This is a genomic window from Pseudomonas sp. R45(2017) (assembly GCF_002112305.1).
GTDB classification, from domain to species: domain Bacteria; phylum Pseudomonadota; class Gammaproteobacteria; order Pseudomonadales; family Pseudomonadaceae; genus Aquipseudomonas; species Aquipseudomonas paraglycinae.
Genome location: NZ_NEHH01000001.1, coordinates 51,409 through 64,544, shown reverse-complemented (window position 1 = coordinate 64,544; position 13,136 = coordinate 51,409). Strand labels below are relative to the sequence as shown.

At 62.3% G+C, this 13,136-nt stretch carries 12 protein-coding genes; 4 read left to right on the top strand and 8 right to left on the bottom strand.

The window, feature by feature from the left end:
- The first annotated feature begins 203 nt into the window (after window positions 1-203).
- Together CAF74_RS00275 and CAF74_RS00270 are read left to right on the top strand one after the other, a co-directional pair.
- Window positions 204-1,139, top strand: a complete 936-nt coding sequence (locus tag CAF74_RS00275; RefSeq protein ID WP_034155209.1) for a chemotaxis protein CheV — start codon at window positions 204-206, stop codon at window positions 1,137-1,139.
- A gap of 90 nt (window positions 1,140-1,229) precedes the next feature.
- A complete protein-coding gene (locus CAF74_RS00270; protein ID WP_085744946.1) occupies window positions 1,230-2,036 on the top strand; it encodes an MOSC domain-containing protein in 807 nt (268 codons plus the stop codon).
- Window positions 2,037-2,108: 72 nt separating this feature from the next.
- Here the strand turns inward: CAF74_RS00270 and CAF74_RS00265 are convergent, their stop codons facing one another.
- From CAF74_RS00265 to CAF74_RS00230, 8 genes are all read right to left on the bottom strand, one after another.
- Complete coding sequence (locus CAF74_RS00265) at window positions 2,109-2,393, bottom strand: pyrimidine/purine nucleoside phosphorylase (RefSeq protein WP_007940055.1); 285 nt, start codon at window positions 2,391-2,393, stop codon at window positions 2,109-2,111.
- Between the two features lie 82 nt (window positions 2,394-2,475).
- Complete coding sequence (locus CAF74_RS00260; protein WP_011335265.1) at window positions 2,476-3,018, bottom strand: exonuclease domain-containing protein; 543 nt, start codon at window positions 3,016-3,018, stop codon at window positions 2,476-2,478.
- A gap of 69 nt (window positions 3,019-3,087) precedes the next feature.
- Window positions 3,088-5,049 carry an acetyl/propionyl/methylcrotonyl-CoA carboxylase subunit alpha gene (locus tag CAF74_RS00255; RefSeq protein WP_085744945.1) on the bottom strand — a complete coding sequence of 654 codons (1,962 nt, stop codon included), beginning with the start codon at window positions 5,047-5,049 and terminating at the stop codon, window positions 3,088-3,090.
- 67 nt (window positions 5,050-5,116) lie between these two features.
- Complete coding sequence (locus tag CAF74_RS00250) at window positions 5,117-5,914, bottom strand: enoyl-CoA hydratase/isomerase family protein (RefSeq protein WP_085744944.1); 798 nt, start codon at window positions 5,912-5,914, stop codon at window positions 5,117-5,119.
- Entirely contained in the window at window positions 5,911-7,068 is a 1,158-nt protein-coding gene (atuD, locus tag CAF74_RS00245; protein ID WP_085744943.1) for a citronellyl-CoA dehydrogenase, read from the bottom strand. Before atuD ends, CAF74_RS00250 begins: the two co-directional genes overlap by 4 nt.
- Window positions 7,069-7,097: 29 nt before the next feature.
- Entirely contained in the window at window positions 7,098-8,714 is a 1,617-nt protein-coding gene (gene atuC / locus CAF74_RS00240; protein WP_085744942.1) for a geranyl-CoA carboxylase subunit beta, read from the bottom strand.
- A 3-nt stretch (window positions 8,715-8,717) separates the two neighbouring features.
- Window positions 8,718-9,587: an SDR family oxidoreductase gene (locus tag CAF74_RS00235; protein ID WP_085744941.1), complete on the bottom strand. Its 870-nt coding sequence runs from the start codon at window positions 9,585-9,587 to the stop codon at window positions 8,718-8,720.
- Window positions 9,588-9,599: 12 nt separating this feature from the next.
- Entirely contained in the window at window positions 9,600-11,390 is a 1,791-nt protein-coding gene (locus CAF74_RS00230) for an acyclic terpene utilization AtuA family protein (protein WP_085744940.1), read from the bottom strand.
- Window positions 11,391-11,584: 194 nt separating this feature from the next.
- Between CAF74_RS00230 and CAF74_RS00225 the strand changes: the two genes are divergently transcribed.
- Together CAF74_RS00225 and CAF74_RS00220 are read left to right on the top strand one after the other, a co-directional pair.
- On the top strand, window positions 11,585-12,208 hold the full coding sequence (locus tag CAF74_RS00225; protein ID WP_007955773.1) for a TetR/AcrR family transcriptional regulator: 624 nt from the start codon (window positions 11,585-11,587) through the stop codon (window positions 12,206-12,208).
- A gap of 91 nt (window positions 12,209-12,299) precedes the next feature.
- On the top strand, window positions 12,300-13,097 hold the full coding sequence (locus CAF74_RS00220) for an ABC transporter substrate-binding protein (protein WP_085744939.1): 798 nt from the start codon (window positions 12,300-12,302) through the stop codon (window positions 13,095-13,097).
- The last annotated feature ends 39 nt before the right edge of the window (window positions 13,098-13,136 follow it).

Here is a 13,136-nt window from a genome sequence, read left to right as displayed (position 1 = left end):
CACGGGAACCTGTCGCGCAAATCGAGGTCGCGCCGAAGAGAATGTAGCAGATGATTTCACCGGGCCAGTAAAGCATGATGTTAATGTGACATCAATGCCTGCTCATGGCATTTTGTTGGTGATTTGTGACGGGATCAAGATCCGTCAGATTCAGCCGATAACCCCCAATAGTGAATTCATCAGAACAAGCCCAGGAGTCATTGATGGCCGGCATTCTCGACACGGTAGACCAACGCACGCAACTGGTGGGTGAGAATCGCCTGGAAATTCTCATGTTTCGACTGGCCGGACGCCAATTGTTCGCGATCAACGTGTTCAAGGTTCAGGAAGTCCTGCAGTTGCCGAAACTGACCCTGATGCCCCAGCGTCACCCGTTTGTCTGCGGTGTGGTCAACCTGCGTGGGCAGACGCTGCCGGTGATCGACCTGTCCCAAGCGATCGGCATGCGGCCATTGGTGCCTGGCCCGAACAGCACGATCATCGTCACTGAATACAATCGTTCGGTGCAGGCGTTTCTCGTCGGTGGCGTGGACCGCATCGTCAACATGAACTGGGAAGCCATCCTGCCGCCGCCGACCAGCGCCGGTCGTCAGCATTACCTGACCGCCATCAGCAAGGTCGACGATCAACTGGTGGAAATCATCGACGTCGAGAAAGTCCTCGCCGAAATCGTGCCGTACAACGCCAAGGTTTCGCGCGACAAACTGGACGATCCGGTGCTCGAACGCGCCCGTGGCCGTGAAGTGTTGCTGGTGGACGACTCCAACGTGGCGCTCTCGCAATTGCGCGACACTCTCGGCCAGTTGGGCGTGAAGATGCACATCGCCAGCGACGGCCTGAAAGCCCTGAACATGCTCAAGGCCTGGGCGGACACCGGGGTGAACATGACCGACAAGCTGCTGATGATCTTTACCGACGCTGAAATGCCGGAAATGGATGGCTACCGGCTGACCACCGAAATCCGCAACGACCCGCGCCTGCGTGGCCTGTATGTGGTGCTGCACACCTCGCTGTCCGGCAGTTTCAACGACTCGATGGTGAAGAAGGTCGGCTGCGACAACTTCCTCTCCAAGTTCCAGCCGGACAAGCTGGTCGATGTGGTGCGCCAGCGTCTGATGCTCGACGAAGTGCCGGCCTGATCAACGTGTCGAGGCTGACCCTGCGTCAGCCTTTGATTCGCTGACAAAGCTCGTATAGGGTGGCGTTTTTGACCCACCAGGGAGCTGGCCATGCTGCGTCTGAGCGCGCTTTATCGTTACCCGTTGAAATCCGCCAAGGGCGAGGTCCTGCAAGGGATCGGCCTGGACAAACTGGGGCTTGAGGGCGACCGACGCTGGATGCTGGTGGACGAGGCCAGCGGGCGATTCCTGACCCAGCGTGCCGAAGCGAAGATGAGCCAGTTGTCGGCATTGTGGAATGCCAGCGGCGGTCTGACGCTCAGCGCGCCGGGGCATTCGGCAATCGATGTCGCCTTGCCCGGCAGCGACGACGACCTGCGCGGCGTAACCATCTGGCGTGACACCCTGCGTGTGCCGGATGCCGGTGAAGAGGCGGCCCGCTGGGTCAGCGATTTCATCGGCAAGCCGACCCGCCTGGTGCAAGTGCCGCTGGATCGTGCCCGGACGACCCAGGCCGGGTACGGCAACGATGACGATCAAGTGGCATTCGCCGATGGTTTCCCGCTGCTGCTGATTGGTGAGGCCTCGCTGCAACACCTGTCGCAGGAAGTCGGGCGTCCGCTGGAAATGCTGCGGTTCCGGCCGAATCTGGTGATCGAAGGCAGTGATGCTTACGCCGAGGATGGCTGGAAGCGGATTCGAATCGGCGATGTCGAGTTCCGCGTGGTCAAGTCCTGCTCGCGGTGCATTCTCACCACGATCGATCCGCAGACAGGTGAGCGCAGCGCTGACCGTGAACCGCTGGCGACCTTGCAGAAGACTCGCGCCCAGGCCGACGGCGCGATGTTTGGCCAGAACCTGGTCAACGACGGCAACGGCCGGCTTGAAGTCGGCATGCCGGTGGAAATTCTCGAATAACCCGCTCTGAAACGAAAAAATGCCCGTGTCCTTGGACACGGGCATTTTTTATTGCCGTAGGAAACCGGGGTTTCAGCCGCGGTATTCGCACAGGTAAGCGGTGTCGACGGCCACTTTCAGCTGGAACTTGCTGTTGGCTGGCACGTTGAACTGGCTGCCGGCGGCGAAGGTTTCCCAGTCGCTGCTGTCCGGCAGTTTGACGGTCAGTGCGCCCGAAACCACGTGCATGATTTCACGCTGGCTGGTGCCGAATTCGTATTCGCCCGGGGCCATGACGCCGATGGTCGCAGGGCCTTCAGCGGTGCCAAAAGCGATCGACTTGACGGTGCCGTCGAAGTACTCGTTGACTTTAAACATGGGCGATTCCTCTCGAAAAGGGCTTAAAAGGGTCAAAAAGGGTCGGCCAGTATGCACAAGGCTCATGGCGCCGTCACCTGCCCTAGAGCGGCAGCACCAACGGCAATAATCGGGCGGTATTGCGCGCATCTTCCAGCGCCCGGTGTTGTTGACCGGTGAATTGCATGCCCGCCAGTTGCAACGCGCCATTGAGGCCCAGTGGCCGTTCGAGGCGTCGGGCCTTGGCAAAGCGCTGTTTGAGGTTCATGTGCGGCACCCGGCTCAGCGCGCTGTCGAGTTGCAGGCGCTGCCATTCCTGAAGCAACTGTTTGCGGTCGTAATCGCCCCAGCTCGCCCAGCCTTCAAGGCGTGTCTGGTGCTGACCGAGCCAGCGCTCGAACGCAGGCCACACTTCACTCAACGGCTGCGCCGCGTCGATGTTGGCCTGGGTGATGTGCGTGAGTTCGCGGCAAAACGGCGTCAGCAAGGGGCGCCGCGTCGGTTTGACGAAGCGCTGGAAGTGATCCTGCTCGCGACCGGCGCGATCAACCAGGGTCGCGCCGATCTCGATGATCTCCATTTCCGTAACCGGCCAGCCACCCTCATCGGTGGTGGCTTCCAGATCTATGACCAGCCAATGGGGCATCGCAGGGTTCCTGATTTCCGCGTCCTGATTATTCAGAGCGTAGTCAAACCTTGCGGATGCGCGCGGCGACTACTCGACCTGCAACAGAACCTGACGATTTTTTACCTGATCGCCGATCTTGACCTGCACCCGCTTGAGCACGCCGTCGATGCCGGCCTTGAGCGGGTGCTCCATTTTCATCGCTTCCAGCACCACCAGCAGCTGGCCCTTGCTGACCGGGCTGCCTTCGCTGACAAGCACATCGATGATGGCGCCATCCATCGGGGCTTTCAACGTGCCGGAACTGACGCTGGTCTGACTGTCGATCACCGCGTGAGTTCGATCCACCAGGTGCAGGCTGCCGGGGTGGGTGAACAGCCAGAGCTGGTCGTCGCGCAGCCGATAGGCATGGCGCTGACGCAGGCCATCGATCTCCAGCGTCACAGCCCCGTCGGTGTGCTCGACCCGTTTGACTTCGATCACGCGCTCCGCGACCTGCACTGCAAACGTGTTGTCCGGACTGGCGCGCAGTTGCACGTTCCAGTCGCGGGCGTCGAGGCCGATGCGATAAAGCAACGGCGCACCGGCATTGTTGCGCCATCCGGACAACGGGGCGCGGTGTCGCTGTGCGACAGATTGGTAAAACAGCACCGCCGCCACGGCCAGCTCTTCGGCACTGGGCGAATAGGCGCGAAGGCAGTCGTGATCGGCGAAGAACTGCGGGATGAAGCCAGTGCCGAATTCTCCGCTGATGAACTGCGGATGCTGCAACAGGCTGGCGAGCAATCGCTGATTGCTATGCACGCCCAGCAACACGCTGTCCTGAACCGCACACAGCAGTTTGCGCCGGGCCTCTTCACGGGTCGCGCCGTGGGCGATCAGTTTGCCGAGCATCGGGTCGTAGAACGGTGAGACCGACTGGCCTTCGATCAACCCGTGATCGATCCGTGCACCGCGATCCAGTGCCGGCGCCCAGGCTTCGATACGCCCGGTCTGCGGAAGAAAACCCTGGGCTGGATCTTCGGCGTAGAGGCGTACTTCCATCGCGTGGCCATCGAGTTTGACCTGCGCTTGCGACAGCGGCAGAGGCTGGCCCTCGGCAACTAAAAGCTGCCACGCCACCAGATCCAGCCCAGTGATCAGTTCAGTCACCGGGTGCTCGACCTGCAACCGGGTGTTCATTTCCAGAAAGTAGAACCGGCCATCGGCATCTAGCAAAAACTCCACGGTGCCGGCGCCGACATAGTTCACCGCACGCCCGGCCTTGAGCGCCGCTTCGCCCATTGCCTGGCGCAGTTCTTCGGTTATCACCGGGCAGGGTGCTTCTTCGATGACTTTCTGGTGCCGACGCTGAATCGAACAGTCGCGTTCCCCGAGGTAGATCAGGTTGCCGTGATGATCGCCGAACAGCTGCACTTCGACATGGCGCGGTTCGATCAGCGCCTGTTCGAGGATCAGTTCATCGCTGCCGAAACCGTTCAAGGCTTCGGAGCGCGCCGTGCGCAATTGCGCTGGCAATTCCTCGACGCTGTGCACCAGACGCATGCCGCGCCCGCCACCGCCGGCGCTGGCCTTGATCATCAACGGGTAACCGATGCGCTCGGCTTCGCGGGTCAGCGTCACGTCGTCCTGCTCGGCGCCTTGATAGCCGGCGATGCACGGGACGCCGGCGGCGAGCATGGCGATTTTCGACTGTCGTTTGCTGCCCATCAGTTCGATGGCTTCGACGCTGGGGCCGATGAAGGTCAGGCCGGCCTGTTCGCAGCCGCGGGCGAATTCGGCATTTTCCGAGAGAAAGCCGTAGCCGGGATGGATCGCGTCGGCACCGCTGCGCCGGGCGGCGTCGAGGATCGCCGTGATGTTCAGGTAGGACTGCTGCACCGGCGCCGGGCCGATGTTCACCGCTTGATCGGCCATTTGCACGTGCAGTGCGTCGGCGTCGGCGTCGCTGAACACCGCGACCGTGCGATAGCCAAGCGCCTGGGCGGTGCGCTGGATGCGGCAGGCGATTTCACCGCGGTTGGCGATCAGGATTTTGTGGAGGGCGGGCATGGTGGTTTTCCTGAATGTTGGCGGTGGATTGAAGGGCCTCATCGCGGGCAAGCCCGCTCCCACAGGGTCAGGTGCTCCATCCGGGTTTGCGCTTTTGCACAAACGCCATCGTGCCTTCGATGCCTTCGGCACCGGTCACCGCTGCGCTGAACCACTGCGCGGCTTCGTCCAGCAATTCACTCGACGGCTGGCCGGCGCTGGCCAGCAGCAGTTTCTTCGTCATGGCATTCGCTTCCGGGGCGCAACACAAGACGTGGTCGAGCACTTCATCCAGTCGCTCGGCGAGCGCCTGTGGATCCTGCTCGACAAAATGCACCAGTCCCATGCGTCGGGCCTGATGGCCGTCGAAGCGGGCGGCGGTCAGGGCCAGGCGTCGGGTCTCGGTGAGGCCGATGCGCTGCACCACAAACGGCGCGATCTGTGCCGGCAGCAGGCCGAGGCTTGTTTCCGGCAAACCGAATTGCGCCTGATGATCGGCGATGGCGATATCGCTGACACAGGCCAGCCCGAAGCCGCCCCCGAGCACCGCGCCCTGCAACACGGTGATCAGCACTTGCGGGGTGTGCTGCGCTTCTTCCAGCAACGACCCGAAGGCACGGTTCAGATCGCGATAGGCATCGCTGCCCTGAGCGCGGGCGTTGGCCATGTCCTTGATGTCGCCGCCGGCGCAGAAATGCCCGCCGGCACCGCTGAGCACCAGCGCGCGAACGCTGCGGTCATCGCGCACCTCTGCCAGCACGGCGCGCAACTCGGCGACCATTTGCAGGCTCATGGCGTTGCGGCTTTCCGGGCGATTGAGGGTGATGTGCAACACGCCGTTGTGCCGTTCCAGCAGCAGCGTCTGGCAATCGGGCAGGGCGCTCATTTCTTTTTCCCCGGCAGGATGCCCATCAGTTTGCAGATGATCCCCAGCATGATTTCGTCGGCGCCGCCGCCAATCGACACCAGCCGCACGTCGCGGTAGGCGCGGGCCACCGGGTTGTCCCACATGAAGCCCATGCCGCCCCAGTATTGCAGGCAACTATCGCTGACTTCGCGGCCAAGACGTCCGGCCTTGAGCTTGGCCATCGAAGCCAGTCGGGTGACGTCCTGGCCTTTCACGTATTGCTCGGTGGCCTGATAGACCAGCGCCCGCAGGCATTCGATTTCGGTCTGCAATTCGGCGAGGCGGAAGTGGATCACCTGGTTGTCGATCAGCGCATTGCCGAAAGTCTTGCGTTCCTTGCAGTACTCGATGGTGCTGTCGACGCAGTATTCCAGGCCTTTGATCATGTTCGCCGCGCCGAACAGGCGTTCCTCCTGGAACTGCAGCATCTGCATCATGAACCCGGCGCCTTCGTGGCCGATGCGATTGCGCTGGGGCACGCGCACGTTGTCGAAAAACACCTGGGCGGTTTCCGAGCTGCGCATGCCGAGCTTGTCCAGGTGCGAACTGAGGCTGATGCCCGGCGTGTTCATCGGCACCATGATCAGCGACTTGTTGACGTGCGGTTTGTCATCCGAAGTGTTGGCCAGCAGACAGATGAAATCAGCACTCGGCGAGTTGGTGATCCACATCTTGCTGCCGTTGATCACATAGTCGTCGCCGTCCTTGCGTGCGGTGGTCTTGAGCCCGGCGACATCGGAGCCAGCGCCGACTTCCGAGACGCCGATGCAACCGACCTGCTCGCCAGTGATGGCCGGGCGCAGGAATTCTTCGCGCAATTCATCGGAGCCGAAGCGGGCGAGGGCCGGGGTGCACATGTCGGTCTGCACGCCGATCGACATCGGAATGCCGCCGCAATGAATGGTGCCGAACTCTTCGGCGGCGACGATCGAATAGCTGTAATCCAGGCCCATGCCGCCGAATTTTTCCGGCTTGGAAATCCCCAGCAGACCGAGGTCGCCGGCCTTGCGGAATATCTCGTGGATCGGAAAGCGCCCGGTCTTTTCCCACTCATCGACGTGGGGGTTGATCTCGTGCTCGACGAACTGGCGGACGGTACGGCGCAGTGCTTCGTGTTCCGGGGTGAAGATCATTTTTATTGTTCTCCTTTAATCCGTGGCGATCAGAACCGGCTGACGCCGAAGCTGTTGGGTTGCAACGTGCGGATGTCGGCTTCGTGGCAGATGTCCAGCAGGTAACCGAGCAGGGTGCGGGTGTCGCGCGGATCGATCAGCCCGTCGTCCCACAGGTTGGCGCTGCCGTAGAGCGCGGTGGACTGGCTGTCGAGTTTCTGCGCGGTGACCTGCTCCAGCGTGTCGAGCATTTTCGGGTCGGGCACCAGGCCGTCCTTGAGCTGTTTGGCTTCGGTGACGATGCGCAACACCTTGCCTGCCTGGGCGCCACCCATCACGGCGGTGCGGCTGTTGGGCCAGGCGAAGATGAAGCGCGGATCGAGCCCGCGCCCGCACATCGCATAGTTGCCCGCGCCATAGGAGCCGCCGACCACAATCGTCAGTTTCGGCACCCGCGTATTGGCCACGGCCTGGATCAGTTTCGAGCCGTGCTTGATCACGCCGTGCTGTTCCGATTCGGTGCCGACCATGAACCCGGTGGTGTTGTGGAAAAACAGCAGCGGTGTCTGGCTCTGATCGCAGAGTTGAATGAATTGCGCCGCTTTGCTCGCGCCGTTGGGCGTGATCGGGCCGTTGTTGCCGATGAAACCGCAGGCGCGCCCCTGGATTTTCAGGTGCCCGCAAACGGTCTGCTGATCGAACTCGCCCTTGAACTCCAGGAAGCGCGATTCGTCGGCGATCCGAGCGATGATTTCGCGCACGTCGTAGGGCTTTTTCGGGTCGTCCGGGATCAGGCCGAGCAGTTCGTCGATGGGGTACAGCGGCTCTTTGAATTGCGGCTCGGGCAGCCACGGTATTTGCTCGTTCCAGTTCAGCAGGCTGACGATTTCCCGCACCTGACGCACGCCGTCGGCATCGTTTTCGGCCAGGTATTCTGCGGTGCCGGCGACTTGCGCGTGCATCTCGGCGCCGCCCAGTTCTTCGTCGGTGGCGACTTCACCGGTCGCTGCTTTAAGCAACGGCGGGCCGGCAAGAAACAGCTTGGCCTTGCCGCGCACCACCACCACGTAATCCGACAGCCCCGGCTGATACGCGCCACCGGCGGTGGCCGAACCGTGCACCACGGTGATCTGCGGCAGCCCCATGGCCGACATCCGCGCCTGATTGGCAAAGCTGCGTGCGCCTTCGACGAAAATCTCCGCCGCGTAATTGAGGTTGGCGCCGCCGCTTTCGGCGAGGGTGATGACCGGCAGTTTGTTTTCCTGGGCGATCTGTTGCAGGCGCAGGGATTTTTTCAGACCCGACGGGGAAATCGTCCCGCCCTTGATCGCGCTGTTGTTCGCCACGATCAAGGCGCGCACGCCGGACACGTAACCGATGCCGGCGATCAAGCCGCCACCGGCCGAGCTGCCGTCCTTGTCGTCGTGGAGTTTGTAGCCGGCCAGGCTCGCCAGTTCGAGGAACGGCGCGCCGGGGTCGAGCAACAGATTCAGACGTTCACGGGGCAACAGTTGTCCACGTTTGTCGAATTTCGGCTTAGCCTCGGCCGCCTTGTTCAGCAGGTTCTGTTCGAGCTGCTGGACTTGCTCGATGGCGGCGAGCATGGCTGCGCGGTTGCGGGCGAAGGCTTCGCTGTGCGGGTCGAGTTGGGACTGGATCTGCGGCATGGCTTACTCCTTGTCCTTCAAAACGTCCGGCATATAGGCCCGGTGAAAACCGTTGAAGGATTCGCTGTGGGTCGCCTTGTGCAGCGGCCAGGCGCGACTGCCCAGGCTGGCCGCGCCGTCTATGCGCAAGGTGCTGCCGCTGATGAACGCGGCAGCCGGGCTGAGCAGAAACACGATCGCTGCGCTGACCTCCGATTCGGTGCCGATGCGCTTGAGCGGCACGTGTTCGCGCAAGGTCGGGATCACGGCCTTGAACGCGCCTTCGTAAGTGTCCATGCCGCTGGACGCGATCCAGCCCGGCGCCACCGCATTCACCCGAACGCCGGCATAACCCCATTCGAACGCCGCCGTTTTGGTGAAGTTGTCCATGCCCGAACGCGCAGCGCCGGAGTGGCCCATGCCGGGCATGCCGCCCCACATGTCGGCGAGCATGTTGACGATGTTGCCGCCGTGTTTGCTCATCGATTGATTGAACACTTCCCGGGCCATCAGGAAGCCGCCGACCAGATTGGTCCGCAGTACGGTTTCGAAACCTTTCTGATTGATCGAGGCCAGGGGCGACGGGTACTGGCCGCCGGCATTGTTGACCAGCCCGTGGATCGGCCCGTGTTCGCGGATCAGTTCGCTGACCAGCGCCTTCACCGCCTCTTCGTCACGGATATCGCAGGCCCTCCAGCTCGCCCGACCGCCGTCCTCGGCAATTTCGGCGGCGACGCTTTGCAGCTTTTCCGGCTTGCGCCCGACCAGCACCACGTTGGCCCCGAGCGCCGCCAGTTCATGGGCGGTGCAACGCCCGATGCCACTGCCGCCCCCGGTGACGATGACGGTCTGGCCGCTGAACAGATCAGCCCGGAAAATCGATTCGAACGCCATGGTGCCAATCCTCTAGTCGAACTGTTCGGCGATGCTCTGCGGCACCGGGATCTGGATTTCCAGCAATTGCTGGGCGAAGGCCTTGCCTTGCGGGTCGATGCGCAGGCTCGCCACGCCGCCGCCACCAAGGGCGTTTTCCAGCAGGAAGTTGAGGCTGTGGGTGCCCGGCAGATACCAGCGCTCGACCCGGCCGTGAATCGGGTCGAGGACATGGCTCATCCAGTCGACAATCACGGCCGGGGTCAGCGCTTCGGCGATCCACGGCAGGTATTCGGGACGGCGCGGCAGGACGCCGATGTTGCTGTGATTGCCCTTGTCGCCGGAGCGCGCCACGGCCAGTTTCACCAATGGCACGCTCGCGTCGGCGCGGCCCTGGGGTTTGGGCGTTTCGTGGGGCAGGGGCAGATCCTGACTGTCGAGTGTTGCAGGGGCGGGCAGGGTGAACGGGTGAGATTCGCCGGCGATGTCGATCTGCAATGTGCAGGCGCTTTTGTCGATCAGGAACGAGAACAGCCGGATCAACGGATATACCGTCGGCCGTCCGCCAACGATCCCGGTCAGCCCTGGCGCCATGCCGGTGGCGGCCTGGGCGATCTCCCGGGAGAACAGGATCAACGCTTGTTTGTTCGGGTGGCGTACGGCGAGTTTGATCACCACTTCGCGGCTGTCCCGGCGCTGGCCGTGAGGGCCGTAGGTGGCTTCGCTGCCGAGCAGTTCGACGTGGGTTTCGGTGTAGAGCCCGAGACCTTTCTGGTCGAGCATCTCCGAGGTTTTGTCGAGAATCGCCTGGCTGACGCGCCGGGCTTTCTCCACGGCATCGATGCCGGCGATCAGGCAACTGGCGGTGCAACGGAAACCGTCCGGATACGTTGCGCTGACCTTGTATTGGTCGCTGGGCGGCAAGCCTTTGGCGCCGTGGACCCGGACCGCGTTTTTGCCTTGTTGCTGGAGTTTGACCTGGCTGAAATCGCAGACCACATCGGGCAACAGATAGGCCTGCGGATCACCGATTTCGTAGAGCATCTGCTCGCCGACGGTCAGTGGCGTAACCAGTCCGCCGGAGCCTTCGGGTTTGCTGACGATGAACTGGCCGTCGGCGCTGACTTCGACGATCGGGAAACCGATGTGTTCGTAGTCCGGCACGTCGCGCCAGTCGGTGAAGTTGCCGCCGGTGCACTGCGCGCCGCATTCGATGATGTGCCCGGCCAAGGCGCCTTGCGCGAGTTTGTCGTAGTCGTGCCACGACCAGCTGAATTCGTGCACCAGCGCGGCACTGACCACTGCGCTGTCGACCACCCGGCCGGTGATCACGATGTCGGCGCCAAGGCGCAGGGCTTCGACGATGCCCGGCGCGCCGAGGTAGGCGTTGGTCGACACGCACATCGGCGGCAGCGGGGCGCCGCTGAACATTTCCGTGATGCCTTGGGTGGCCAGTTGTTTGAACTGGGGTTGCAGGTCATCGCCCGACAGCACGGCGATCTTCAGCGCCACGCCAGCCTTGTCGCAGGCCGCTTGCAGCGCGGCGGCGCAGGCCTTGGGATTGACCCCGCCGGCATTGCTGATGACGCGAATGTTCTGTTCGGCCAGTTGCGGCAACAGAGGCGCGAGGACTTCGATGAAATCGCCGGCGAACCCGGCCTGCGGATCCTTCATGCGTGCGCCGGCCATGATCGACATGGTGATTTCGGCGAGGTAGTCGAAGACCAGATAATCCAGCTGTCCTGCGGCCACAAGCTGCGCGGCGGCGGTCGAGGTGTCTCCCCAGAATGCGCTGGCGCATCCGATGCGAACCGTGGTGGGCATTTTGATCTCCGACTCAGCAACCTGTGACAGAAGTGCATCGAGACTACCAAGCAAGCGCTTGGTTTGTAAACGCCTGGAATTATCTTCTGCCCAAGCGCTTGCTTGGTCACCGCCGGCGGCTTAAATTGCCCGCGCAACCCCGCCGTTTCTGCGGCGTACGGCGCATTTGACTGATCGACTGTAGGAGAGAACGGGTGGACGAGCAAAAAGCCCTGAGGGTCATGCGTGAACTGGTCGATGCCGGCCAGTTGACCGATCCGGACAGCGCTCGCGGCAAACTGCTGCAAGTGGCGGCCCACCTGTTCCGCAACAAAGGCTACGAGCGCACCACGGTTCGCGATCTGGCCGGTGCCGTGGGGATTCAGTCGGGCAGCATCTTTCATCACTTCAAGAGCAAGGATGAAATCCTGCGGGCGGTGATGGAAGAAACCATCCGCTACAACACCGCGCTGATGCGTGCGGCCCTTGCCGATGCCGCCGATGTGCGCGAGCGGGTGCTGGCGCTGATCCGCTGCGAATTGCAGTCGATCATGGGCGGCAGCGGCGAGGCGATGGCGGTGCTGGTGTATGAATGGCGCTCGCTGTCCGAAGACGGCCAGGCCAAAGTGCTGGCGCTGCGCGACATCTACGAAGACCTCTGGCTGCAAGTGCTGGGCGAGGCCAAGGAGGCGGGGTTCATCCGTGGCGACGTGTTCATTACCCGACGTTTTCTCACGGGCGCGTTGTCCTGGACCACCACCTGGTTCCGTGCCGGCGGCAGTCTGAGCCTGGATCAACTGGCCGAAGAAGCGCTGATTCTGGTGCTCGAAGAGCGCTAGGCGCTTTCTATCAGGTCGGGAAACTGGCTAACTGGGCGAAACCGCCTAGCTTGAATGCAATGATCGATACTTTTTCGGGGAGTGGGGTGTTTTGAAGTCTTCGCCAATTCGGACGGCCGCCGGGCTGATGCTCGCAGCGCTGGCTGCATTATGGGTATTGCCTGCTTCGGCGGCGCAAGTGGTTCGGGTGGGCGCGGCGCATTTTCCGCCCTACACCATTCGCCCGGAAAATGGCGCCGACACCGGCCTGCTGCCCGAGTTGGTCGCGGCTTTGAACAGCGCTCAGAGCGACTATCGCTTCGAACTGGTGCCCACCTCGATTCCTCGCCGGTTCGGCGATTTCAAGGACAGCCGCACTGACATGGCGATCTTCGAAAACCCTGAGTGGGGCTGGAAAGACATTCCCCACATCACCGTCGACATGGGGCTTGAGGACGCAGAGATTTTCGTCGCGCAGAACAAGCCCGGTCGCCAACAGAACTACTTCGCGGATCTCAAGGGCAAAAGGCTGGCGCTGTACAGCGGCTATCACTACGAATTCGCCAACTTCAACGCCGATCCCAAGTACCTCGCCGAAACCTACAACGCCACGCTGACCTATTCCCACGACAGCAACCTGCTGATGGTCTTGCGCGGGCGCGCGGACATTGCGTTGGTGACTCGCTCGTACCTGTTCGATTACCTGCTGCGCAACGAAAAAGTGCGCGACGAGTTGCTGGTGTCCCAGCGCATCGACCAGATCTACCACCACTACGCGATTCTCAGTCCGAAGGCGCCGATCACCGGTGAAGCGTTCGGCAAGCTGCTGCAGGGCCTGCGCGACAACGGGCAGATGCTGAAGATCTTCGATCCGTACAAGATTGCGGTGGTGCCGGTACCGCATCAATGACCGGCGGTTTTTGCCGAACGGCTTAAATTTCCCGCCCCG

What these genes read in the sequence shown, in the direction of transcription:
- atuC (WP_085744942.1), bottom strand. Translation starts at nt 8,714, where the DNA reads ATGCCGCAGATCCAGTCCCAACTCGACCCGCACAGCGAAGCCTTCGCC.
- atuD (WP_085744943.1), bottom strand. Translation starts at nt 7,068, where the DNA reads ATGATCTTCACCCCGGAACACGAAGCACTGCGCCGTACCGTCCGCCAG.
- CAF74_RS00255 (WP_085744945.1), bottom strand. Translation starts at nt 5,049, where the DNA reads ATGCCCGCCCTCCACAAAATCCTGATCGCCAACCGCGGTGAAATCGCC.
- CAF74_RS00260 (WP_011335265.1), bottom strand. Translation starts at nt 3,018, where the DNA reads ATGCCCCATTGGCTGGTCATAGATCTGGAAGCCACCACCGATGAGGGT.
- CAF74_RS00235 (WP_085744941.1), bottom strand. Translation starts at nt 9,587, where the DNA reads ATGGCGTTCGAATCGATTTTCCGGGCTGATCTGTTCAGCGGCCAGACC.
- CAF74_RS00275 (WP_034155209.1), top strand. Translation starts at nt 204, where the DNA reads ATGGCCGGCATTCTCGACACGGTAGACCAACGCACGCAACTGGTGGGT.
- CAF74_RS00230 (WP_085744940.1), bottom strand. Translation starts at nt 11,390, where the DNA reads ATGCCCACCACGGTTCGCATCGGATGCGCCAGCGCATTCTGGGGAGAC.
- CAF74_RS00265 (WP_007940055.1), bottom strand. Translation starts at nt 2,393, where the DNA reads ATGTTTAAAGTCAACGAGTACTTCGACGGCACCGTCAAGTCGATCGCT.
- CAF74_RS00250 (WP_085744944.1), bottom strand. Translation starts at nt 5,914, where the DNA reads ATGAGCGCCCTGCCCGATTGCCAGACGCTGCTGCTGGAACGGCACAAC.
- CAF74_RS00270 (WP_085744946.1), top strand. Translation starts at nt 1,230, where the DNA reads ATGCTGCGTCTGAGCGCGCTTTATCGTTACCCGTTGAAATCCGCCAAG.